The sequence below is a fragment of the Methylobacterium sp. 88A genome (genome assembly GCF_000376345.1).
Classification (GTDB): Bacteria; Pseudomonadota; Alphaproteobacteria; order Rhizobiales; family Beijerinckiaceae; genus Methylobacterium; species Methylobacterium bullatum.
Genome location: NZ_AQVT01000001.1, coordinates 2,638,946 through 2,660,374 on the forward strand (window position 1 = coordinate 2,638,946; position 21,429 = coordinate 2,660,374).

Annotated in this window: 22 protein-coding genes and 1 riboswitch; of the genes, 15 read left to right on the top strand and 7 right to left on the bottom strand. The window is 66.0% G+C overall.

Translation table 11 applies throughout. The features are described from left to right. Window positions 1–234: 234 nt before the first annotated feature. On the top strand, window positions 235–669 hold the full coding sequence (locus tag A3OM_RS0112590) for a hypothetical protein (protein WP_051074322.1): 435 nt from the start codon (window positions 235–237) through the stop codon (window positions 667–669). On the opposite strand, the gene A3OM_RS0112595 is transcribed toward A3OM_RS0112590, so the two are convergent. Continuing rightward, complete coding sequence (locus A3OM_RS0112595; protein ID WP_043764698.1) at window positions 657–1,397, bottom strand: lysophospholipid acyltransferase family protein; 741 nt, start codon at window positions 1,395–1,397, stop codon at window positions 657–659. The two genes, A3OM_RS0112590 and A3OM_RS0112595, sit on opposite strands and share 13 nt — an antisense overlap. 139 nt (window positions 1,398–1,536) lie before the next feature. Here A3OM_RS0112595 and A3OM_RS0112600 point away from each other — a divergent pair, with 139 nt between their 5' ends. Further along, window positions 1,537–2,346 carry an exodeoxyribonuclease III gene (locus A3OM_RS0112600; protein ID WP_018044122.1) on the top strand — a complete coding sequence of 270 codons (810 nt, stop codon included), beginning with the start codon at window positions 1,537–1,539 and terminating at the stop codon, window positions 2,344–2,346. A gap of 310 nt (window positions 2,347–2,656) precedes the next feature. Beyond that, a riboswitch (SAM-I-IV-variant riboswitch) is annotated at window positions 2,657–2,768 on the top strand. 50 nt (window positions 2,769–2,818) lie between these two features. Then, on the top strand, window positions 2,819–3,886 hold the full coding sequence (locus A3OM_RS0112610; RefSeq protein ID WP_018044124.1) for a low specificity L-threonine aldolase: 1,068 nt from the start codon (window positions 2,819–2,821) through the stop codon (window positions 3,884–3,886). Between the two features lie 88 nt (window positions 3,887–3,974). On the opposite strand, the gene A3OM_RS0112615 is transcribed toward A3OM_RS0112610, so the two are convergent. Next, entirely contained in the window at window positions 3,975–4,274 is a 300-nt protein-coding gene (locus tag A3OM_RS0112615; RefSeq protein WP_018044125.1) for a hypothetical protein, read from the bottom strand. 454 nt (window positions 4,275–4,728) lie between these two features. On the opposite strand from A3OM_RS0112615, the gene rpsO reads away from it, so the two are divergent. The 3 genes from rpsO (at window position 4,729) to A3OM_RS0112630 (ending at window position 8,637) form a co-directional block, all read left to right on the top strand. After that, window positions 4,729–4,998: a 30S ribosomal protein S15 gene (gene rpsO, locus A3OM_RS0112620; RefSeq protein ID WP_018044126.1), complete on the top strand. Its 270-nt coding sequence runs from the start codon at window positions 4,729–4,731 to the stop codon at window positions 4,996–4,998. Between the two features lie 214 nt (window positions 4,999–5,212). Next, a complete protein-coding gene (gene pnp / locus A3OM_RS0112625) occupies window positions 5,213–7,384 on the top strand; it encodes a polyribonucleotide nucleotidyltransferase (RefSeq protein ID WP_018044127.1) in 2,172 nt (723 codons plus the stop codon). 608 nt (window positions 7,385–7,992) lie between these two features. Next, complete coding sequence (locus A3OM_RS0112630; protein WP_018044128.1) at window positions 7,993–8,637, top strand: glutathione S-transferase family protein; 645 nt, start codon at window positions 7,993–7,995, stop codon at window positions 8,635–8,637. A 3-nt stretch (window positions 8,638–8,640) separates the two neighbouring features. Here A3OM_RS0112630 and A3OM_RS23975 read toward each other — a convergent pair whose 3' ends face one another. After that, the gene (locus tag A3OM_RS23975) at window positions 8,641–10,455 is read right to left on the bottom strand and encodes a hypothetical protein (protein WP_018044129.1); all 1,815 of its coding nucleotides are present in this window, start codon (window positions 10,453–10,455) and stop codon (window positions 8,641–8,643) included. Window positions 10,456–10,532: 77 nt separating this feature from the next. Between A3OM_RS23975 and A3OM_RS0112640 the strand changes: the two genes are divergently transcribed. Beyond that, complete coding sequence (locus tag A3OM_RS0112640) at window positions 10,533–10,754, top strand: DUF2892 domain-containing protein (RefSeq protein ID WP_018044130.1); 222 nt, start codon at window positions 10,533–10,535, stop codon at window positions 10,752–10,754. 107 nt (window positions 10,755–10,861) lie between these two features. Here A3OM_RS0112640 and A3OM_RS0112645 read toward each other — a convergent pair whose 3' ends face one another. Continuing rightward, on the bottom strand, window positions 10,862–11,125 hold the full coding sequence (locus A3OM_RS0112645) for a GlsB/YeaQ/YmgE family stress response membrane protein (protein WP_018044131.1): 264 nt from the start codon (window positions 11,123–11,125) through the stop codon (window positions 10,862–10,864). A 208-nt stretch (window positions 11,126–11,333) separates the two neighbouring features. Here A3OM_RS0112645 and A3OM_RS0112650 point away from each other — a divergent pair, with 208 nt between their 5' ends. Continuing rightward, a complete protein-coding gene (locus A3OM_RS0112650) occupies window positions 11,334–11,696 on the top strand; it encodes a RidA family protein (protein WP_018044132.1) in 363 nt (120 codons plus the stop codon). Window positions 11,697–11,722: 26 nt separating this feature from the next. Next, entirely contained in the window at window positions 11,723–12,865 is a 1,143-nt protein-coding gene (locus A3OM_RS0112655) for a polyamine ABC transporter substrate-binding protein (RefSeq protein ID WP_018044133.1), read from the top strand. A 118-nt stretch (window positions 12,866–12,983) separates the two neighbouring features. On the opposite strand, the gene A3OM_RS25870 is transcribed toward A3OM_RS0112655, so the two are convergent. Beyond that, window positions 12,984–14,321: a hypothetical protein gene (locus A3OM_RS25870; protein WP_157196485.1), complete on the bottom strand. Its 1,338-nt coding sequence runs from the start codon at window positions 14,319–14,321 to the stop codon at window positions 12,984–12,986. Window positions 14,322–15,123: 802 nt separating this feature from the next. After that, window positions 15,124–15,525, bottom strand: coding sequence for a DUF3597 domain-containing protein (locus A3OM_RS0112660; RefSeq protein ID WP_018044134.1), 402 nt, complete (start codon window positions 15,523–15,525; stop codon window positions 15,124–15,126). A gap of 262 nt (window positions 15,526–15,787) precedes the next feature. On the opposite strand from A3OM_RS0112660, the gene A3OM_RS0112665 reads away from it, so the two are divergent. From A3OM_RS0112665 to A3OM_RS0112685, 5 genes are all read left to right on the top strand, one after another. After that, complete coding sequence (locus A3OM_RS0112665) at window positions 15,788–16,816, top strand: ABC transporter substrate-binding protein (RefSeq protein ID WP_018044135.1); 1,029 nt, start codon at window positions 15,788–15,790, stop codon at window positions 16,814–16,816. Between the two features lie 4 nt (window positions 16,817–16,820). Beyond that, window positions 16,821–17,573: an ABC transporter permease gene (locus tag A3OM_RS0112670; RefSeq protein ID WP_018044136.1), complete on the top strand. Its 753-nt coding sequence runs from the start codon at window positions 16,821–16,823 to the stop codon at window positions 17,571–17,573. After that, window positions 17,573–18,328, top strand: coding sequence for an ABC transporter ATP-binding protein (locus tag A3OM_RS0112675; RefSeq protein WP_043764700.1), 756 nt, complete (start codon window positions 17,573–17,575; stop codon window positions 18,326–18,328). The genes A3OM_RS0112670 and A3OM_RS0112675 overlap by 1 nt, the downstream gene beginning before the upstream one ends. A 119-nt stretch (window positions 18,329–18,447) precedes the next feature. Then, window positions 18,448–18,663 (top strand): hypothetical protein, encoded by a 216-nt coding sequence (locus tag A3OM_RS0112680; protein ID WP_018044138.1) that lies wholly within the window; start codon window positions 18,448–18,450, stop codon window positions 18,661–18,663. 3 nt (window positions 18,664–18,666) lie between these two features. Then, the gene (locus A3OM_RS0112685; RefSeq protein WP_018044139.1) at window positions 18,667–18,882 is read left to right on the top strand and encodes an alkylphosphonate utilization protein; all 216 of its coding nucleotides are present in this window, start codon (window positions 18,667–18,669) and stop codon (window positions 18,880–18,882) included. 2 nt (window positions 18,883–18,884) lie between these two features. Here A3OM_RS0112685 and A3OM_RS0112690 read toward each other — a convergent pair whose 3' ends face one another. Beyond that, entirely contained in the window at window positions 18,885–19,142 is a 258-nt protein-coding gene (locus tag A3OM_RS0112690; protein WP_018044140.1) for a hypothetical protein, read from the bottom strand. 329 nt (window positions 19,143–19,471) lie between these two features. On the opposite strand from A3OM_RS0112690, the gene A3OM_RS0112695 reads away from it, so the two are divergent. Then, window positions 19,472–21,286, top strand: a complete 1,815-nt coding sequence (locus tag A3OM_RS0112695) for an adenine deaminase C-terminal domain-containing protein (RefSeq protein WP_026175993.1) — start codon at window positions 19,472–19,474, stop codon at window positions 21,284–21,286. The last annotated feature ends 143 nt before the right edge of the window (window positions 21,287–21,429 follow it).

Consider the following 21,429-nt stretch of genomic DNA (forward strand, 5'->3'; position numbering starts at 1 on the left):
TTGCGGGAGAAGGTGGCCCGCGTCAGCGGGTCGGATGAGGGGAGCGCCATTTCCGGAAAGGGGCGGCCCCTCTCCCCCCTGCTCCGCAGGCACCCTCCCCCGCACAGGGGGGAGGGTTTTTCGCTCATCAAGCCCTGCCGATCTGTCACCGGCCTCGTTCCCCTGATCGGCTTCCCCTGACGCGGCGGGTATATGGAACGGGTGGTGTGCGGCCGGCGGCTGCTGGAGAGATCGATGACGGAAGAGCCGGACCAGACCAGTGCCGTCATCGAGGCGACACCGGGCGGCGCCGCGTTGCTGGCGTGGATGGGCGGGTCCCCGAATTTCGGCGATGCCGAACTCGTTGCCTTGACCCTCGACTGCTCCGGTCGAAATCTCCTTAAGCTCGACGTCGAGACGCGCGCAAGAGGACGGCGCGAATACGCCCGCGTCACCTTGGTCCTGACGGACATGATCGATGTCAGCCTGGCGGGATTCGGCCGTCAGAATGTGATTGGCGGTCTAAGGTTGCGATGGGCCACGGATCGCCCGGTTCACCCGACGCATAGCTGCACGGGGCTCGGCCTCGGCGATATCGAGATCGATCTCAAACCCTGCTTTGGTGCGTTCGGGGCGATTCGTGCGAGTCTCGACGCCATTGAGGTCGCTCCGAAGACTTACGACACCTGAAGCGCGACGGCCGGGGCTCCGCTCCGCCAGCGATTCAGTTCCGCGTCGATCGCGTCCTGCGTGCCCCGCATGAACTCGCCGCCGGAGAGGCCCGGCTTCAGGGTCGCGAGGTAGCTCACCACCACCGTTCCGGGAATGTGTCGCGAGCCGCCATGGGGCCAGTACAGGCCCGAATTCACCGCCACCGGCAGGACGGGCAGACCGAGCTTGGCATAGAGCAGCTCGACCCCACGCTTGAACTGCACCGGCGCGTCGATGGTGCTGCGGGTGCCCTCCGGGAACATCAGGATCGAGCGCCCCTCCGCGATGGCCATCCGGCTCTCGTCGATCATGGTGCGCAGGGCCTGGGTGCCGTTGGCCCGGTCGATGATGATCATCGGCGAGCGGCGCAGGAACCAGCCGACGATGGGGATCGCCACGAGTTCGCGCTTGGCCACGATGGCGACGTTCGGGATCAGGATGAGGAAGGCCAGGGTCTCCCAGGCCGATTGGTGGTTGGCCACGATGAGGCACGGCTCTGCGGGGATGTGGGCGCGCCCCTCCTCCACATAGGACAGGCCGACGATGTGGCGCAGGCCGAACAGGATGCCGCGCGACCACAGCCGCGTCGCCGCCCGGATCGGCTTCGTCGGGCAGCCGAGGGCCGCGAGCACCACGAGGGGAAGCGCGAAACAGGCGGTCCAGGCGGCCCAGTAGACGTTGAAGAGCGCAGAGCGGGTGCGCGACACGACGGGCGATCCTTCCTGAAACGGCGACGGCGCGTCCTTCTCGCTGATGGAACGCGGCATTTGTGCGGCGACGGGCGGGCCGATCCGGTCTATCGAAGCGGCCGATCCCGTCCCTTATCACATCTGTGAGCTAGACCCGTTGCGCCTCTCCGTCACCACCTGGAACATCAATTCGGTGCGGTTGCGCATCGATCTCGTGCTGCGGTTCCTCGCGCAAGCGAAGCCCGACGTGCTCTGCCTGCAGGAGACCAAGTGCCCGGACGACGCGTTTCCGCTCAAGGCCCTGCGGGGTTCCGGCTACGAGCACGTCGTCTTCGCGGGCCAGAAGGGCTACAACGGTGTCGCCATCCTGTCGCGCTTTCCCCTGCTCACCCGCGACGTCATGGCCTTCTGCGGGAAGCCGGATGCCCGCCACATCTCGGCGGTGCTCGGGCCGGAGGCGGGCGCGGCGGCAGGCCTCGTGATCCACAATTTCTACGTCCCGGCCGGCGGCGACGTTCCGGATGTCGGGCTCAATCCGAAATTCGCGCACAAGCTCGATTTCCTGCGCGACCTGCGCGCCTGGGGCGCACGGCGCATGGCCGGCCCGGCGATCCTGGTGGGCGACCTCAACGTGGCGCCCCTCGAACACGACGTCTGGTCGCACAAGCAGTTGCTCTCCGTGGTCAGCCATACGCCGGTGGAGACGCAGGCCCTGGAAGAACTGCGCGGGGAAGCCGGCTGGATCGACGCCGCCCGCGTGCTCACCCCGGAGCCCGAGAAGATCTACACGTGGTGGAGCTACCGCTCGCCGGACTGGTCGGCCGCCAACAAGGGGCGGCGCCTCGACCATGCCTGGATCTCGCCCGACCTCATCGGCACCGCGCGCTCCGTGGACGTGTTCCGCGAGGCGCGGGGCTGGGAGCGACCCTCCGACCACGTACCGGTGACGCTGACCCTCGACCTGTGACGGGCGGGCGCATCCTCTCCGTATGGCCGGCCGAGGAACGCAAGGCCCTGCCGATCATTGCACTTCGGACTGGCGGCCCCGGATGGGCGCCGCATCTTATTCACCGCTCCGGAGTGTGCTCCAAATGCGCAAGCTGATCCTCGCCTTCCTTCTCCCCAAGGTCGTCTCCTACCTCCGCCGCCGCTATTCCGGCCGCTCGGGTCGCCCGACTGCCTGAAGTTCGCTCCTCGCCCGTCCTCCCAGTGTGGGAGGACGGGCGGCACGCATATTCTCTTCGCGTTGCGGCCGGCCCCGCGCGCTGCTAAGTCTCCTCCTGCATCAAGAGTCGCGGCGACGCCCGACGCCAACCTGCTGATCCGAGCAAGGTGGAGCCCTCATCGACTGGAGGGGATGTGGCCGAACCGGCAACGAAACGGGTTTCGCCACGCGTCGCTTCGGCTCCCCTTTGGGACCGACGGAAGGCGCAGCGACGATGAAGTCCGAACCCCAGCAATTCGCCAGCGACAACTACGCCGGCATCTGTCCCGAGGCCTGGGCCGCCACCGAAGCGGCCAATGGCGGCTCGGTGCCCGCCTATGGCGAGGATGTCTGGACGAAGCGGGCGTCGGACGCGTTCCGCGATCTGTTCGACAAGCCGGATGCGGAGGTGTTCTTCGCCTTCAACGGTACCGCCGCGAACTCCCTGGCGCTGGCCTCCCTGTGCCAGTCCTATCACAGCGTCATCTGCTCGGCCTCGGCGCACGTGGAGACCGACGAGTGCGGCGCCCCGGAATTCTTCTCCAACGGCTCGAAACTGCTGGTGGCGGCGAGCCCGGACGGAAAGCTCACGCCCGCCCTCATCAGGGGGCTCGCGACGGGGCGCTCCGACATTCATTTCCCCAAACCCCGCGTCGTGACGATCACCCAGCCGACGGAGACCGGGCAGCTCTATACCCTCGACGAGATCCGGGCGGTTTCGGCCGCCTGCCGGGACCTCGGCCTGCGCCTCCACATGGACGGCGCGCGCTTCGCCAATGCCTGCGCCAGCCTCGGCTGTGAGCCGGCGGAGATGACCTGGAAGGCGGGAGTCGACCTGCTCTGCTTCGGCGGCACCAAGAACGGCATGGCGGCGGGCGAGGCGATCCTGTTCTTCGATCCCGCCCTCGCCGAGGATTTCGGCTATCGCTGCAAGCAGGCGGGGCAGCTCGCCTCGAAGATGCGTTTTCTCACCGCGCCCTGGGTCGGAATGCTGGAGGGCGGTGCCTGGCTCCGCAACGCGGCCCATGCCAATGCCTGCGCGCGACGCCTCGCCGGGGCGGTGGCGGAGTGCCCGGGCTTTACCGCCATGTTTCCGGTGGAGGCCAACGCCGTGTTCCTGAAGGCATCGCCCGAGCGACTGGACGCCTTGCGGGACAGGGGCTGGCGTTTCTACACCTTCATCGGCGGTGGCGCCCGGTTCATGTTCGCCTGGGATTCCGAGCTCGAGCGGATCGACGCGCTCGTGCGGGACATCCGCGCGGTGAGCTCCGCTGTGCCGGATCGACTGTCCGCCTCCGGCTGATTCCGTCCGCCCATCGGGCTGCGCTCAAGCTTCTGAGTGTCGGGGCGGTCCGGCCGCAGAACCGGCGAACGCCGTTTTCGATACCGGCTCAGTCCGTTTTCTTCGTGTCGGGCATCCCGGCCACGAACTCCTTCACGGCGGCATCGTAGTGTTGCTTGACGAACTCCTTCGTCCCGGCGGGAACGACGGCCCAGATCACGGCGGCGACGAAGATCAGCGCCGCGACTGTGTAGGAAAAGCTCTCGAAGACACCAAGCCCCCCGAGCAGCAGGGGGATCAGGCTAAGTGCCAACGCGATAAAGGCCGAGCCAAACAAGTAATAACTTGAAACGAAAGCAATAACAGCAAATGCTATCGGTCTTCCGATCTTGATGATGATCCGGTTCATTCCACCCCCAGTCGTTTCGGAAAACCTGATTGCGCTTCTTAGTTGAGGCCGAGCCTTTATCACATTTAAGTTTGAATGCAAAAGACAGAAGATCGAATTTGTTGCAGTGTGACCTTTGCAGCGAAATGGAGCCCGGCTCGTCGACAGACAATACGATAAATCAAGACGTTAGACTTGGAATGGCCCGAGGCGGCCTTGCGTCGTTCCGGATGCTCCGCCGTGGCGGAGCGAAGGCCCGGCATCCGTCCGGGCAGGCGCCGGGACGGGGGTGGCACGAAGCCCGGATTCGTGTATGTGTCCCCTGGCCTCGACCCGGAAACGGGCACGGGGCTAAAACTGCTTGTGAACGCGACCGTGCTGGACGACATCCCGGCACAGGCCCCGTCGCAGGCTGAGGCGGTCTTTCTCGAAGAAAACCGTCTCGATCCGAAAACCCGTATCGAAAGGGAATGCGATGTCGATTTCGGCCGAGCGCAAGACTGCGCTCATCAAGGAATACGCGACCGGCGGCAAGGACACCGGTTCTCCGGAGGTCCAGGTGGCGATCCTCACCGAGCGGATCACCAACCTCACCGGCCACTTCAAGACCCACGGCAAGGACAACCATTCCCGCCGCGGCCTCCTGAAGATGGTCTCGCAGCGCCGCTCGCTGCTCGACTACGTCAAGCGCAAGGACGAGGCCCGCTACCGCAGCCTCATCGAGCGTCTCGGCATCCGCCGCTAAGGCGATTTTCGCGGTCCCGAGCCTGGCTCAGGGCCGCGTTTCATTGACGTCCCGCGCTGCCGGAATGGGTCTGGCCGCGCGACCATCGGGCCGCTTCGAGGCGCACTCGTCGGGGACAGGATCGCCAGGAGTTCTTCGCCGGTCCGGCGCGGAACTCCTCGCCGTCTTGCCCCTGGCGGCGCCGGGCACGCCCGACCGCAGGAAGGCATGACATATGTTCGACGTACAACGTGAAGAGCTGATCTGGGGCGACCGCAAGCTCGTCCTCGAGACGGGCAAGGTCGCCCGCCAGGCCGACGGCGCCGTGATGGCGACGTATGGCGAGACCTCGGTGCTGGCCACCGTCGTGTCCGGCAAGGAGCCTAAGGCCGGAATCGACTTCCTGCCGCTCACCGTGAACTACCAGGAGCGCGCCTACGCCGCCGGCCGCATCCCCGGCGGATACTTCAAGCGCGAAGGCCGTCCCTCCGAGAAGGAGACGCTGGTCTCCCGCCTCATCGACCGCCCGATCCGCCCCCTCTTCGTCGAAGGCTGGCGCAACGACACCCAGGTCGTCGTCACCGTCCTGACCCACGACCTCGAGAACGATCCCGACATCCTCGCCATGGTGGCGGCCTCCGCCGCCCTCACCCTGTCGGGCGTGCCCTTCACCGGCCCGATCGGCGCGGCCCGCGTCGGCTACGTCAACGGCCAGTACATCCTGAACCCGCCGGTTCCCGAGCTCGAGAACTCGACCCTGGATCTCGTCGTCGCCGGCACGCAGGACGCCGTGCTGATGGTGGAATCCGAGGCCAAGGAACTCGACGAAGAGACCATGCTCGGCGCCGTGATGTTCGGCCACAAGCATTTCCAGCCGGTCATCGACGCCATCATCCGCCTCGCCGAGAAGGCCGCCAAGGAGCCCCGCAACTTCTCCGCGCCCGAGAACGGCGACGTGGAGAAGGCCGTGCTCGACGTCTGCGAAGCGGAACTCCGCGACGCCTACAAGAACACCGTCAAGCAGGAGCGCTACGCCGCCGTCGACGCCGTGAAGGCGAAGGTGATGGCCGCGCTCTGCCCAGCCGAGGGCGAGGCCAAGTTCCCGGCCGAGAAGGTCAAGGCCGCGTTCAAGGAAGCGCAGTCGAAGGTCGTGCGCTGGAACATCCTCGACACGGGCTCCCGCATCGACGGACGCGACGTCCGCACCGTGCGCCCGATCGTGTCCCAGGTCGGCGTGCTGCCGCGCGCCCACGGTTCGTCGCTCTTCACCCGCGGCGAGACCCAAGCCCTCGTGGTCGCCACCCTCGGCACCGGCGAGGACGAGCAGTTCATCGACGCGCTCGAAGGCACCTACAAGGAGACCTTCCTGCTGCACTACAACTTCCCTCCCTACTCGGTGGGCGAGACCGGCCGCATGGGCTCCCCGGGCCGTCGCGAGATCGGCCACGGCAAGCTCGCCTGGCGCGCCGTCCACCCCGTCCTGCCGCCGGCCCACGAGTTCCCGTACACGATCCGCGTCGTGTCCGAGATCACCGAGTCCAACGGCTCCTCCTCGATGGCCTCCGTCTGCGGCGCCTCGCTGTCGCTGATGGATGCCGGCGTGCCCCTGCGCCGTCCGGTGGCGGGCATCGCCATGGGCCTCATCCTCGAGGGTGAGCGCTACGCCGTGCTGTCCGACATCCTCGGCGACGAGGATCACCTCGGCGACATGGACTTCAAGGTGGCGGGCACGGAAGCCGGCATCACCTCGCTGCAGATGGACATCAAGATCGCCGGCATCACCGAGGAGATCATGAAGGTCGCCCTGCATCAGGCGCAGGAAGGCCGCGTCCACATCCTCGGCGAGATGGCCAAGGCCCTCACCGATGCCCGTCCCGAGCTCGGCGAATACGCGCCCCGCATCGAGACCATGCAGATCCCCACCGACAAGATCCGGGAAGTGATCGGCACCGGCGGCAAGGTGATCCGCGAGATCGTCGAGAAGACCGGCGCCAAGATCAACATCGACGACACCGGCACGGTGAAGATCGCCTCCAGCGACGGCAAGGCCATCAAGGCCGCCTATAACTGGATCCGGTCGATCGTGGCGGAAGCCGAAGTCGGCATGATCTACGACGGCACCGTCGTGAAGTGCATGGAGTTCGGCGCCTTCGTGAACTTCTTCGGCGCCAAGGACGGTCTCGTCCACATCTCGGAACTCGCCGCCCAGCGCGTCGCCAAGGTGACGGACGTCGTCAAGGACGGCCAGAAGGTCAAGGTGAAGTTCCTCGGCGCGGACGATCGCGGCAAGATCCGCCTCTCCATGAAGGTCGTCGACCAGGAGACCGGCGAAGACCTCACCGAGAAGCTCAAGGCCGAGCGCAACGCCGAGCAGGACCGCGCCCGCGGACCCCGCCAGGACGCGTGAGACGTCTCAGCCTTCGGGGTGATCGAGAATGAAGAGCGCGGTCCCGAGAGGGGCCGCGCTTTTTCGTTTGGGGCACGGATGCCTCGGGAAGCGCGCCCATGATCGAGATGGTCGTGCCCGGTGCTCGGTCCATCATCCGGTATCGTCAGAGGCGGATGGCCATGATCGTTCCGCTGCGCCCTGGGTGTGTATCGATGACATCGACCTCGACCGATGCATGAAAGTTCGGAGAGGAACGGGGCGGAGCGGAGACCTCGAAGGAGGGCTCCAGAACCCACCGCGATCTTCTGGAGCCCTCCTTCGAGGCCGCTACGCGGCGCCTCAGGATGAGGGGATTGGGTGGGACGTCAGGTGATGGCGATAGGGCCTGCCGCACATGGCCCATCCCACCAAACCACCTCATCCTGAGGTGACGGAGCGGAGCGCAGGCCTCGAAGGAGGCCTCCAGACATCATTGTGATCCCCGGAACCCTCCGTCGAGGCCGCGGCGCCGCACCTGAGGCGGAGGTGGTTTGGTGGCAGCCACGGGCCCTTGCCGGCTCCGGCAGGCTCCGTACCCTCCCCGGCCTCGGCGAATCGCCGACGACCACCGTCCCCAGGGAGGCCCCATGAGCGACGACCTCATCCTCTACACCCACCCGATGTCGCGCGGGCGGATCGTGCGCTGGATGCTGGAGGAGGTCGGGCGGCCCTACCGGGCAGAGATCCTCGATTTCACAGCGCTGAAGCAGCCGGCCTATCTCGGCATCAATCCCATGGGGAAGGTGCCGGCCCTGCGCCATGGCGAGAGCGTGGTCACCGAATGCGCCGCCATCCTCGCTTATCTCGCCGATGCGTTCCCCGACGCCGGTCTCGCACCGCCACCCGGCAGCGCGGAGCGCGGAGCGTATTACCGCTGGCTGTTCTTCGCCGCCGGGCCGGTGGAGGCGGCCGTCCTGAACACGGCGCTCGGTATCGATGTGCCGCCCGAGCGCAAGGGCATGGCCGGCTACGGCAGCATGGCCGAGGTGCTCGATACCCTGGAAGGCGCGGTCTCGGGCACGGAGTATCTCGCGGGCGGCCGGTTCAGCGCCGCCGACCTCTATCTCGGCTCGCATCTCGGCTGGGGCATGCAGTTCGGCACGATTCCGCGCCGCCCCGCCTTCGAGGCCTATGTCGGCCGGCTCTATGGCCGGCCGGCGGCGTTGCGGGCGAGCGAGATCGACGACGGCCTTGTCGCCGCATCGAACCCCGCCGGCCATGTACGGGCGTGAGGCTCACGCGTCGTAGCGCAGGGCCGCCAGCAGGGGGCGGAGCTTGTGCTTGCGGCGATGTGTGGCGATGAGGTCCTCGATGCGGGCGGTCCAGTCGTCGATCCGTCCCGCCGCGTCGTAGGCTTGGGCGGCGCGCGCGAGGAAGGCCGCGGCGACATCGTAGCGGCCCGCTTGACCCTGAGCGATGATCGCGACGGCCTTGCGCTCGGCGGTGCGGATCACCCAATCGGAATGGCGCCCATGCGCCGCCTCCAGCAGGCGCAAAGTCACCGGCTCGGGCGTGTCGTAGCCCGTCGCCTCGCCGATGGCGGCGACCGCCTCGTCGATCATCCCCTCGTCGAGGAGGATCTCGATCCGGTCGGGCGCGCGGTCGGCGGCGATCAGCCCGGTGAGGAGATCGGGCTTCAGCCGGTCCCAGCCCTCCCCCACGACGGCGCGCGCGGCCTCGTAATCCTCGCGCGACAGCGAGCGCCGGAAGGCCGCGCGGGCGGCCCGGACGGCCAGCTCCGTGTGCCCTGCCTCGGCGGCGGCCTCGCGCAGCCAATGGCCCAGGGGAAGGACCGAGGCGCCGGGACGCCACGGTTCGTCGTCCCTGTCGCCGGCATCGCCCCCCGCGAGGCCGAGCCCGGCCTCGGCGACGTGGAACGCCTCATCGGACCGGCCCGCCTCCACGAGGGCCCGTGCGAGGTCGAGGGCCTCGTCCGGCAGGGTGAAGCGGGCGCTGCCATGCGCCACCGCCTCCGCGATCCGGCCGAGCCGCACGAGCATGGTGGCGACGCGCGCCTCGGCGCCGACGGCCCGGGCGAGGTTGAGATAGGCGTCGCCGTGGCCCCGCGCGTCGAGCACCCGCAGGCGGATCGCGGTGAGTTCGAGCTCGGTGAGGTCCTCGTCGTCCGCCGGCCACGGCCCGGTCCCGCCCTCCAGGATGGCGTTGAGCGCGGGACCGTCCCAGCCCTGCTCCAGGGCGCGGGCCGCGATGCCGAAGCCGTCCTCGACGCCGTAGTCGTAGAGCTCCGCGTCCCAGCCCTCCAGGGTGTCCACCAGCGCCTCCCGCTCGCCCCCGTCGAGGTCGGAGAGCAGCGCCGCCTCGGCCATCATCCGCCCGAGATCGTGGAACAGGAGGTAGAATTCCTCGTCCGTCTCGTAGCCGCCGCCGAGCCAGTCCTCGATCACGGGTTCGGCCACGGCCTCGAGGATGCGCAGGGCGCTGCGACCGTCGCCGGCCTCCATGTGCGGCACGGCCTTGTCCGCCAGGTGGCGCAGGGCGTCGGCATTGCCGCTGGGGCGATAGCCGTACCAGAAGTCGCGGTGTCGGGAGGGGCCGGAGAGCACGGCGCGGGCGCGTGCGGAGACGGCGGTTGTGTCCACCGGCGCGCTGCCGGGGCGCAGAGCGGTGGCGAGGTCCGCCTCGATCCAGCCGGTGAGGTCGGGATCCTCCTCGGCCCGCCGCAGGATCAGGTCGCGCAGGGCCTCGGCGCTCAAGGGGGCGAGAAGGGCCTCCAGGGTCGGACGGGCGGCGGCGGAGCCGGGGTCGTCGGCGAGGGTGAGCAGCGCCGCCACCACATGCTTGCAGGCGCCGCCCCATTCGTAGGGGCAGCTACAGGAAAAGGCCGTCGCCTTGCCCCGCGCGATGCGGATGCTCACCCGGTAGGGGTCGATCTCGCTCCCCGCCACCGCGGCGGTGAGGGTGTCGCCGCGCATCACGAGGTCGGAGACCGCGCCCCGGCGCCGGTACTCCTCGCCGCGCGTGAACACTTCCGGGCCGGCGAGGCGGCGGATCTCGGCCACGGGGATCGGTTTGCGTGTGCTCGTACCCATCCGGCCTCCGTTCTCTCGGAACACCCATCCTCCCGCCGCGTTCGCCCCGCGACGCAACACGAGGAGTAGACTCCACCATGGCAGATCCGATGATTCCGAGCATCTTCGAGGGCGAAGCGAACCTGTCCACCACCGAGCGGGCGGTGTCCGTGGTGCTCGGCCTCGGCATCGCGGCCGCCGCCGCCCAGCCCCGGCCGAACAAGTGGCTGAGCCTGGCCGCCCTCGTGGTCGGTGCCGGCCTCGCCATTCGCGGCGCCACCGGCCATTGCCCGGTCAAGTCGGCAGGCTACATCTCCTGAACCCAAATCTCCTGAAGCCAAGACACAAAAAAGGGGCGCTCCGATGGGGCGCCCCTTTTGTCTTGCCGATCTCCGGCGCGGGTCACACGACCCGCACCCCATGAGCCTCAGAGGGTGGTGGTGCGGCGGCTGGCGATGAAGCCGTAGATGGCGAGCACCACGATGGCGCCGACCACCGCGCCGATGAAGCCCGCGCCCTGGTTGGGGCCGTACCAGCCGAGGGCCTGGCCGAGGAAGGTGGCGACGAAGGCGCCGACGATGCCGAGGATGGTGGTGAGGATGAAGCCCGCGGGCTCCTTGTCGCCCGGCATGATGAACTTGGCGACGACACCGGCGAGGAAGCCGATGATGATGGTCCAGATGATACCCATGAGATGATCCCCGATACGCGGCGGCCGGGATTGTCCCCGCCGGACTTGGCCGTATTGGTCAAGCAACGCCGCACCGCGGGATGGGTTGCGCCCGGCGTGGCGAGAATGTCTCATTCCCCGAGGGGGCGCGTCCCCCTGCCCCTTTACGGGCGGCCCTCCCGCACGGCACAACGCGGGGGCACCCTCCCCCATTCTCGAGTATCCCCGCATGACCACGATCACCCGTTTCGAATCCGGCGCCCGCATGAGCCAGGCGGTCACCTATGGCGACATGGTCTACCTCGCGGGCCAGGTGGCCGGCACGGTGGTGGGGGTCGGCGTCACCGCGCAGACGCGGGAGATCCTTGCCGAGATCGACCGGCTGCTCGCCCAGGCCGGCAGCGACAAGAGCCGGATCCTCTCCACCACGATCTATCTCGCCGACATCGCCACCTTCGCCGAGATGAACGCCGCCTGGGACGCCTGGGTCTCGAAGGAGAACCCGCCCGCCCGCGCCACGGTGGAGGCCAAGCTCGCCGCACCCGAATACCTCGTGGAGATCGTCGTCGTCGCGGCCAAACGCACCGCCTGACGCACCGACACGCGAGGAGCCAGCCGATGCGCCGGATCGTTTTCGTCATCCTTCTGATTGCGCTGGCGCTCAGCCTCGCCGGGTCGCTGTTCCTGGCCTTCGCCTTCCTCAATTCGGCGCAGGCTGAGGAGCCCAAGGGCCCCGAACGCGTGGTCAACATCTACAATTGGTCGGACTATATCGACCCCAAGATGCTGGACGCCTTCACCAAGGAGACCGGCATCAAGGTCGTGTACGACACCTACGACAACAACGAGATCCTGGAGACGAAGCTGCTGGCCGGCCAGTCCGGCTACGATCTCGTGGTGCCCACCGGCCCGTTCCTGCAGCGGCTGATCAAGGCCGGCGTGTTCCGGCCCCTCGACAAGGCCAAGATCCCCAACCTCAAACACGCCTGGCCCGAGATCGCCCAGCGTCTGGCGGTCTACGACCCCGGCAACGCCTATGCGGTCGATTACATGTGGGGCACCACCGGCATCGGCGTGAATCTCGGCCCGGTGCGCGAGCGCCTCGGCCCCAACCAGCCCCTCAACACCTGGACCCTGGTGCTCAATCCCTCGCTGATGGCCAAGCTCAAGGAGTGCGGGGTGATGATGCTCGACAGCCCCGAGGACCTGATCCCGAGCATGCTGCCGGCCTACGGCCTCAAGCCCGACACCAAGCGCTGGGACGACCTCTCCCAGGTCACCGACGCCCTGTTTAAGGTGCGCGGCTCGGTGCGAAAATTCCACTCCTCGGAATACATCAACGGGCTCGCCAACGGCGACCTCTGCCTCGCGGTCGGCTATTCCGGCGATGTGATGCAGGCCAAGAAACGCGCCGAGGAATCGAAGAACGGCGTCGAGATCGCCTATTTCATCCCGAAGGAAGGCGCGCTGATGTGGTTCGACGCCCTCGCCATCCCGAAGGACGCCCCTCACCCGGAGGAGGCGCACCGCTTCATCGACTACCTGATGCGCCCCGAGGTCGCCGCCGCCAACACCAACTTCGTTTCCTACGCCAACGGCAACCTCGCCGCCAAACCCCTGGTGAAGCCGGAGATTCTTTCGAATGCCGGCATCTACCCGGACGAGGCGACGATGCAGCGGCTGTTCACCAACCAGGCCTGGGATGACCGGACGCAGCGGTTCGTGACGCGGAATTGGACGCGGGTGCGGACGGGGCGGTGATCGATGAATTGTTTTTTGCCTGTATAATAATATTATCCAAATTCTATATTGAATGATTTGATATGAATGTTTGTTTATTTCTAGCCGAGCTTTAATTGTGTTGCTGATTTAATTCAATCTAATCTATGGAAAACGGCGTATTAGAAAGATCTGGTGCAAGGGTGATTACGATGTGATCGTCGTCGGAGTCGAGGCCTTTTGATTCGAATTTTATATCATTAATCGTATATCCACGATCGCGCAGCGCTGGAATCTGTTCCGGAATAGCATCTCTTAAAATTTCATCCATTGGCATGCCTGATAACAGATCAAATAATGCCTTCGATGATATGCTAAACTTCATACTTTTCATGTCAGACACAATTCTATATCCACGATATAAACGAGTTCGAATTTTAGATGTATGATACTGTTGACCGATTGATCTAGCCTGATATCCCTCGCGCTTAGGATTTGGAAGGGCTCGCCGTATATTCTCAAGTCCTGACAAGTCTGCGCTAAACTCACTGCTAGTAAAAATCTTAGTAAGCCATTGAACTTTTGACTGATTTAAAATTGCGGGAATTCCAAATGGTGACTCTGTTGATCTGTGAGGCGTAAAGACAACGACTGCGTCGATATCTAGCTTTCTCTTTAAAAGAAAATTTTCGATAATTTGGGAGCCAGTTTTAGGATTGCTCCAGTCTCGCATGCTGCTGCTATCGATTTTCCGTAGTAGATCCGATCCAGCGTCAGCGATGAAAATAATTCGAGCAATCCCATCTGGAGTGCCAGAAAGTTGCTTACGTTTTCGGTCCAACGCTTCGAAAAGAGGATTGTCGACGAGGTCGTATGTTTCGGGTGGTGCAGTTGTCCAGACTCGTTGTCTCATAGGAATTCGCGCTGGAATTGTGTATCGTATTTGGCATTCAACTTCGCCATCCTCGAACTGAAGATACTCAAGCCGATCTTCGCCGACTTCAATCCAGCGTCGAATTTGATTTTTTCCGTGCTGCGAAATTTTGTAGTTCTGTCGAGCTTTTGGTAGTCTTTCGAATGTGTTATTTCTATATATTCGTAAACAAGAGAAGCAAAAACGCAATTTCTCACTAAATTTTCGTTCAACGGTGTCCGCAAATTCCGAAATTCTCGTGGCGGATTTGACCATGGGATCCTCAAATGCCATTCGTCCATTGCTGTGGGCAGTGATCTCCACAACTGCTGGATAGCCAGGGATTAGTGTTTCAGTGTATGCATCAGGCCGTTTAATCTCTGTGAGCCATTCTGGTTCGACGTCGATATCTCCCGTCTGTGCAAGCGCCCAAATTAAAGCGAGTTCGATTTCTGCGGGAAGCGACTGGTCAACTGATGGGCTATTGAGGCGCCCAACAAAATCCTTGCGTTTACTGCTATTTAAGTGAGGCTTTATATCGCAAAACATCTGATGTAGGCGCCGGTTCGTAAAGTACAAAGCCATTTCAATCCCAAATCTATTGTTTTATATTGTGGGCATAACAATTTACATAAACAATGCTGTCAACCGGTAGCGACCCGCTTCCGATGAGCCACATGTAAACCACCCGCTCTCGAACTCAAGTTTATTATTGACAAAATTCCTAGTCCATGCCTATATCCCCACACCTGCCGCCCAGCGAAGGGGGCCTGTCCGGTGACCGACCGGGTGGGCCGAAAGGGGCGGCGGGGCGGTGCCTGCGTCGGTGGTGTCGGTCACCATCGCCCCGGGCGGCGGCTCGCCAAGGCTGGAGGCTCGGATCGGGGCGAGGAACTGGGAGTTAAATGCCCCGGCATCGACCTCGGTCTGGGCTCCCATGACAAGGATTGCGACCCCTCCAATACGAGAGGGCGTGCGGGGCAAAGTCCGTTCGAACAGCCGGGATGGGATCGAACGACCACCACCAGAGCGCGACGCAACGCGAGGACCGCTGGAGACACCGCGACGCAAAAACAGGCCCCGGCGGGAACGCCGGAGCCTGACGGGACGCCGGGGGACCGGCAAACAATTCTAGCGCTCAATAGGTTTCGCGGCGTCCCGCGTCCCCCTTTTGGGGCTTCTCTTGGGCCATGCCCCCGGCGCTGTCGCGCGCGGGGGTGAAGGTGTGTGGAGAGCCGGTGGTGCACGTGTCCTTCTCCCCTCTGCGGGAGAAGGTGGCCCGCGAAGCGGGTCGGATGAGGGGAGCGCCCTATCCGGAAGCGTCGCCCCCTCTCCCGCCTGCTCCGCAGGCACCCTCCCCCGCAGAGGGGGGAGGGTTTGGAGTGGATCAATCCTTCAGGTCGGCCGGCACCTTGCCGCCATTCTCTTCGAGCTTCTTGATGACCTGCTTGTGCAGCCAGACGTTCATCGTGGCCGAGTCTTCCTTGTCGCCGGTGTAGTGCAGCTCGTCGGCGAGCGACTTGCGGGCGCTGAGGCTCGAATCGATGTCGAGGAGCTTCATCAGGTCGACGATGGAGGTCCGCCAGTTGAGGGTCTGGGAGTTCTTCGCGGCCATGCCGTTCAGCACGGCTTCCACGTCCACCGGCTCGCCGGGCTTGGCCGCTGCGGCGCCGCTCGTGTCGGTCGTGGCCGTGCCGGCCGGTGCGTCGGCGGGGGCGGCCTCCGCGCTGGTGCTTCCGCCACCGAACGGGTGCAGGATCTTGCTGACGATGCTGCCGAGAAAGCTCATGGCGTTGTGTCCTTGTCGTTGGCCGGCCGCGACGAAATGTGGCCGGTCTCCTGCTCTCAACGGAATCGGGCCGCGCCCGTTCCGGTCCGGCGAAGGGGAATAAAGACCGCGCGGCGAAGCGTGAGCGTGGAACGCCCTCCCCGATTGCGGAGCCGGGGCCGTTCTTTCGCTCACGGGTGTTTGAAGAATGCGCGGCCTGTGGCATGGCCGGGCTCGAGGCTCCTTGCCGGGCCACCCTTCGCTCCGGAATCCGGATCTCCCGATGCGCTCTCCCCTCCCCGTCCTCGCGACGCTCCTGACGGCCTTCGTCGGGCTCGTCCTCGCCGCCCCCGCCCAGGCGCAGACCGCGCCGATTCCCATGCGGATCGGCGTCATCCCGGTCATCGGCGCCTCGCCGATCTTCGTGGCCAACGGCGAAGGCTGGCTCAAGGAGGCGGGCCTCAGCCCCACCTTCACCACCTTCGAATCCGGCCCGAACATGATCCAGGCGCTGGCATCCGGCACCATCGACGTCTACGTCGCCGGGGTCGCGCCGCTCGCCGTGGCGCGGACCAAGAACATCGACGTCCGCGTGGTCGCCTCCACGGCGGTGGAGGAGATGGTGTTCGTGGCCGGGCCGAAGCTCGCGCCCTTCTTCGCCAGCGGCGCCAGCAAGGCCGAGGCCTTCGCCCAGTTCAAGGCCAAGGAAGGCCGCCCCGCGCGGCTCGCCACCCAGCCCCTCGGCTCGGTGCCCAACACCACCCTGCAGCATTGGCTGTGGCAGGTGGCCAAGGCCGACAAGGCCAATGCCGAGGTGGTCTCCATGGGCATCGACGCCACGCAGCAGGCGATCCTCGCCGGCGCCGTGGACGGCGCCTCGATCCGCGAGCCGGCCCTCACCATCGTCCAGGGCCGCAACCCCGCGATCGCGCTGATCGCCAACGGGGCCGAGATGTTCCCCGACCAGCCGGGCACGGTGGTGGGCGTCTACGGCGCCTATGCCGACCGGAACCCCGGCGCCGTGGAATCCCTGGTGCGCTCCCTCATCCGCGCCGACACGCTGCTGAAATCCGACTCCGCCAAGGCCGCGCCCCACGTGCTCGCCGCCCTCGGCAAGGGCATCGTCGACCTCGCCACGATCCAGAAGGCCCTGACCTCGCCGGCGGCGAAGTTCACCGTCGATCCGCGCGCCATCATCGTCGCCACCAAGGCGATGCAGGCCTATCAGGTCTCCATCGGCGCCCTCGAGAAGGACGTGCCCCTCGATGGGCTGTTCGACTCGCGCTACTACGAGAAGGCCATCGCGCGCTGATCGGATGAAGGCCCTTCGCGCCCCCGCCCTCGCGGCTCTCGGACTCGTCGCCTTCCTCCTGTTCTGGGAGGCGATGCCTCGGCTCGGGCTGATCAACCCGGCCTTCCTGCCGCCGCCGAGCACGATCCCGGCCGCCTTCCTCAACGAGATCCGCCTCGGGGTCTGGGGCGAGGCGGTGTGGTCGAGCCTCAGCCACTACCTCGTCGGCCTCGCCGTCGGCGCCGGTGCCGGCATCGCGCTGGGCATCGTCGTGGGGATGTTCCGCGGCTTCGAGGCGCTCACCGCCTGGATCGTGCGCCTGCTGCGGCCCATTCCCGGCCTCGCCTGGGTGCCCTTCGCCATCATCTGGTTCGGGGTCCAGCCCTCGGCCGCCGTGTTCATCATCGCCATCGGCGTGTTCTGGATCGTGTTCTTCGCGACGCAAGGGGCGGTGCGCGGGGTCGACCGGGACCTCGTGGAGGTCGCCCAGGCCTTCGGCTTCCGCTCGCCCCTGGCGCGTCTCACCAAGATCCTGCTGCCGGCCGCCACGCCGGGCATCCTCGTCGGCCTGCGCACGGCGCTGGGCCAGGCCTGGATGGCGGTGGTCGCCGCCGAGATCTTCGGCGTGCCCGGCGTCGGCGCCCGCATGATGCAGGCCTCCAGCCTCCTCTCCACCGACATCGTGGTCGTCTACATGCTCACCATGGCCGGGCTCTACGGCCTGTTCGACACCGGCTTCGTCGCCCTCCAGGGCTGGCTCCTGCGGTGGCGCGCCTGATGGACCCGATCATCGACATCCGCGGCCTCAGCCTCGCCTACGAGCGCGACGGGGTCCGCAACGTCATCCTGTCGGAGCTCGACCTCTCCATCGCGCGCGGGGAGTTCGTGGTCATCGTCGGCGAATCCGGCGTCGGCAAATCCACGGTCCTGCGGGTGCTGATCGGCCTTGCCGAGCCCAGCGGCGGAACCGTGCGCCTCGCCACGCGCGAGGGCTGCCGCACGCCGATGGCGCTGGTGTTCCAGGACGCCCGCCTGCTGCCCTGGCGCCGGGTGATCGCCAACGTCGCCTTCGGTCTCGAGGGCAGCGGCCTGTCGAAGGCTCAGCGCCTGGCCAAGGCGCAGGAGATGCTCGCCCTCGTGGGTCTCGGCGACCTCGGCCAGCGCTGGCCGCACCAGCTCTCGGGCGGCCAGCGCCAGCGCGTCGCCATCGCGCGCGCGCTGGCCGTCGATCCGGACGTGCTCCTCATGGACGAACCCTTCTCGGCGCTGGACAGCTTCACCCGCGAGGGCCTGCAGGACGAGTTGCAGCGCATCCAGGCGACGACGGGCAAGACCATCCTGTTCGTCACCCACGATATCGACGAGGCCGTGACCCTCGCCGACCGCGTGGTGGTGCTCGCGGGCAGTCCCGGACGGGTCGCCGCCGACATGACGATCGACGTTCCCCGCCCGCGCCTGCGCCGGGATACGGCCCTCACCGACGCGGCCCGGCAGCTCCGGGCGGAGCTGTCGGGGCGGTCGGCGGAATTGTGACCCTCTACGCAGGCGACGCTTTCTCCGCGGGGGGACGCGCCATTGCATCCCGCCGATAAAGACTGCATCGCTCCCCACCCGAGACCGCCTGGGCGGTCGATCGGCAGAGAGACCCCACCATGACGCCCGACGAGATTGCAGACCTCAACCGCGCCCGCGCCAGCCTCTCGCGGCAGCGCAGCGCGCTCGCCAAGCGGATCGGCTCGAGCGAGCTCGCCGCCGCCTCCGCGGCGGAGGATTTCATGCGCATCCTGCTGGCGATCGAGGCGGTCGACCGGGCGCTGACCAATGCCGGTCAGCCGTACATGCCGCCGATCTCCGACGCGGACGCCTGAGCCATGGCAGACACCAAGGACGCCAATGGCACGAAGCTGGCGGACGGCGATTCCGTCACCCTGGTCAAAGACCTCAAGGTGAAAGGAACCTCGACCACCTTGAAGCGGGGAACGCTCGTCAAGAACATTCGACTCACGGACGATCCCGAGGAGATCGAGTGCAACGCCGAGAAGGTGAAAGGGCTCGTCCTGAAGACCCAGTTCCTCAAGAAGGCCTGAGATCAGTCGCCGGAGACGGCACTCGGTGCGCGGATCGGCGAGCGGCTCAGGCTGCGGATGGCACGGGAGGGGCGGCCGGACTTCTCGGCGATGGCGCGATCCTGCTCCTCGATGAGGTGCCTGGCGGGTTCGTCGCCGTCGAGGCCTCCGAGGATCTCCATGGGAACCCGCCGGTTCGAAGCGCGGGACTCGTCCTCGTAGAGGACATCGAACAGGACGGAGCCACGCTCCTGCGGTTTCGACTTGGTACGCTTGGCCATGACGGATGCTCGGACGATGAAAACCGGGAGGGTGCCCGGTCGACGGCTCTCAAGGCAGATGTCTGGCGATCGACCCCGTGGTCCCGCCGACATCCTGCCTTCTTCGCCGTCGCCGATCGATCGGAAGGGTCGCGACCGGGCTCAGGCGCTACATGGTCCCGTCCCGACGTTAAGGCAACCCGTATCCCCTCCGGCATGGTGCGGCGCAAGGCAGCCTCCCGCATGGGCCGACCTAATGGACCGACCTGTGGCATGATGCGTGCGGATCGCCCGCTGTGACCCGCCCCGTCGGGCAGGGGGGCCGGGCAAGGCGAGGAGCCAATTGCACGATGACCGATCCGACACCGCTGACACGCTTCTCCGTCGCTCCCTTAAGCCGGATGACCCGCCAGCTCGCCAGTGTCGCAGGCGGACGGGCCGAGCCGGATCTCGTCATCACCGGCGCGCGCATCTTGTCCACCTATTCCGAGCGGATGCGGCCCGACAGCGAGGTCTGGATCACGGGCGGGCGCATCGCCGCCGTGAAGACGGCGGGAGCCTACAGGGGCGGAGCGCCACGCTATGAGGCCGGCGGCGGCATTCTGGCTCCCGGCCTGGTCGATCCCCATCTGCACATCGAGAGCAGCATGGTGACGGCCTGTGCCTATGCCGAGGCTGCGCTCCTCAATGGCACAACGACGATCGTCTGCGACAGCCACGAGATCGGCAACGTCCTCGACACGGACGGGATCGCCTGGATGCTGGAGGATGCCCGCGCGGCGCCGCTCAATATCTACCTGACGGTTCCGAGCACGGTTCCGGCCACCTCGCCGGAACTCGAGACCGCCGGCGGCGACCTCACGGCGGAGAAGATTGGCGCCCTGTTCGATGCGTGGCCGGAGGCGATCGGCCTCGGCGAGAAGATGGATTTCGTCGCCGTGGCCGAGGGCGACGAGCGGGCTCATGCCATCATCGCGGCTGCACTGCAGCGTGGGCGACCGGTCTCCGGTCGCATCTACGGACGCGGCTTTGTCGGCGCCTATGCCGCCAGCGGCGTCACCGACACCCACGAGGCCATCGACCGGGACATTGCCGACGACTTGCTGGAAGCGGGATTGTGGATCTACCTGCGCGGAGGCCCGCCGACCACGCCCTGGCACAGCCTGCCCAAGGCCATCGGCACGATCATCGAACTGGGGGCCTCGGCCAAGCGGGTCTGCGTCTGTACCGACGACCGGGACGCCCAGGATCTCCTCGCCTACGGTCTCGATTGGGTGGTGCGAGAGGCCATCCGCATGGGTATTCCCCGCGAACAGGCGTGGTCGATGGGCTCGCTGCATCCGGCGACCCGGTATGGGCTCGATAGCGAGATCGGTGGCTTCGGTGGCGGTCGCCGGGCCGATCTCGTACTCCTCGACGACGATTTCATTCCGCAGACCACTTGGTACGGTGGCCGTTGCGTGGTCGAGAATCGCACGATCACGCCTCTCCTCGATGCGGCGCTCTCGCGTCCCTACCAATACCCTGCACCGGCCTATGCGACGATGCATCTGCCACTGCCCCTACCAGCCCTGGTCCCGGTGCTCCCCAAAGGCCGCTGTGTCGTCAACGCCATCCGCACCACGCTTCCCGGAATCGAACTGACCCATGAGCGGTACGACCTGACGCCTGCTTCGGATTGGCCGACGACCCTGCGGGACAACGATCTGTGCTTCGTCACCGTCATTGAGCGCCATGGCGGAGCCGGCAACGTCGCACACGGATTGCTGCGTGCCTTCGGGCTGAAGCATGGCGCGGTCGCGAGCAGTGTCGGCCACGACTCGCACAACGTGATCGTCGCGGGGCTGAACGCGGAGGATATGCGCGTCGCCATTGATGCGTTGTCGGCGATCCAAGGGGGCGTCTGCGTCGTCGAGGATGGCCAGGTGACCGCCATGGTTCCGCTGCCAGTGGCGGGACTTCTCTCGGACAAGCGCGTCGGTATCGTCGCCGAGGAAGTCCGACTGCTGAAGAAGGCCTGGGAGCGGGCCGGGTGCACGATTCCCTATATGGGGTTCAACCTGATCCCCCTCTCGGTCATTCCGGAAATTCGGATCACCGACAAGGGCATCGTATTGGTCCCAGCCATGGAGATTGTGCCGCTATTCGAACCCGTAGAGGCCTAAAACTCCTATTGGGAACCGATGCACTCCAACGATCGTTGATGGATCAGGTCTCAACAGCCTTTCCCATGTCGGCTTTTGCAAGCCGTAGTGTTATCGAACCGGTCAGCCGAATTGTCCGTTGAGGCGATTGGCTGGCCGTTTTG

Coding starts and splice junctions, on each gene's coding strand:
- A3OM_RS0112590 (WP_051074322.1), top strand. CDS start 235: ATGACGGAAGAGCCGGACCAGACCAGTGCCGTCATCGAGGCGACACCG.
- A3OM_RS0112610 (WP_018044124.1), top strand. CDS start 2,819: ATGAAGTCCGAACCCCAGCAATTCGCCAGCGACAACTACGCCGGCATC.
- A3OM_RS0112615 (WP_018044125.1), bottom strand. CDS start 4,274: ATGAACCGGATCATCATCAAGATCGGAAGACCGATAGCATTTGCTGTT.
- rpsO (WP_018044126.1), top strand. CDS start 4,729: ATGTCGATTTCGGCCGAGCGCAAGACTGCGCTCATCAAGGAATACGCG.
- pnp (WP_018044127.1), top strand. CDS start 5,213: ATGTTCGACGTACAACGTGAAGAGCTGATCTGGGGCGACCGCAAGCTC.
- A3OM_RS0112630 (WP_018044128.1), top strand. CDS start 7,993: ATGAGCGACGACCTCATCCTCTACACCCACCCGATGTCGCGCGGGCGG.
- A3OM_RS23975 (WP_018044129.1), bottom strand. CDS start 10,455: ATGGGTACGAGCACACGCAAACCGATCCCCGTGGCCGAGATCCGCCGC.
- A3OM_RS0112640 (WP_018044130.1), top strand. CDS start 10,533: ATGGCAGATCCGATGATTCCGAGCATCTTCGAGGGCGAAGCGAACCTG.
- A3OM_RS0112645 (WP_018044131.1), bottom strand. CDS start 11,125: ATGGGTATCATCTGGACCATCATCATCGGCTTCCTCGCCGGTGTCGTC.
- A3OM_RS0112650 (WP_018044132.1), top strand. CDS start 11,334: ATGACCACGATCACCCGTTTCGAATCCGGCGCCCGCATGAGCCAGGCG.
- A3OM_RS0112655 (WP_018044133.1), top strand. CDS start 11,723: ATGCGCCGGATCGTTTTCGTCATCCTTCTGATTGCGCTGGCGCTCAGC.
- A3OM_RS25870 (WP_157196485.1), bottom strand. CDS start 14,321: ATGGCTTTGTACTTTACGAACCGGCGCCTACATCAGATGTTTTGCGAT.
- A3OM_RS0112660 (WP_018044134.1), bottom strand. CDS start 15,525: ATGAGCTTTCTCGGCAGCATCGTCAGCAAGATCCTGCACCCGTTCGGT.
- A3OM_RS0112665 (WP_018044135.1), top strand. CDS start 15,788: ATGCGCTCTCCCCTCCCCGTCCTCGCGACGCTCCTGACGGCCTTCGTC.
- A3OM_RS0112670 (WP_018044136.1), top strand. CDS start 16,821: ATGAAGGCCCTTCGCGCCCCCGCCCTCGCGGCTCTCGGACTCGTCGCC.
- A3OM_RS0112675 (WP_043764700.1), top strand. CDS start 17,573: ATGGACCCGATCATCGACATCCGCGGCCTCAGCCTCGCCTACGAGCGC.
- A3OM_RS0112680 (WP_018044138.1), top strand. CDS start 18,448: ATGACGCCCGACGAGATTGCAGACCTCAACCGCGCCCGCGCCAGCCTC.
- A3OM_RS0112685 (WP_018044139.1), top strand. CDS start 18,667: ATGGCAGACACCAAGGACGCCAATGGCACGAAGCTGGCGGACGGCGAT.
- A3OM_RS0112690 (WP_018044140.1), bottom strand. CDS start 19,142: ATGGCCAAGCGTACCAAGTCGAAACCGCAGGAGCGTGGCTCCGTCCTG.
- A3OM_RS0112695 (WP_026175993.1), top strand. CDS start 19,472: ATGACCGATCCGACACCGCTGACACGCTTCTCCGTCGCTCCCTTAAGC.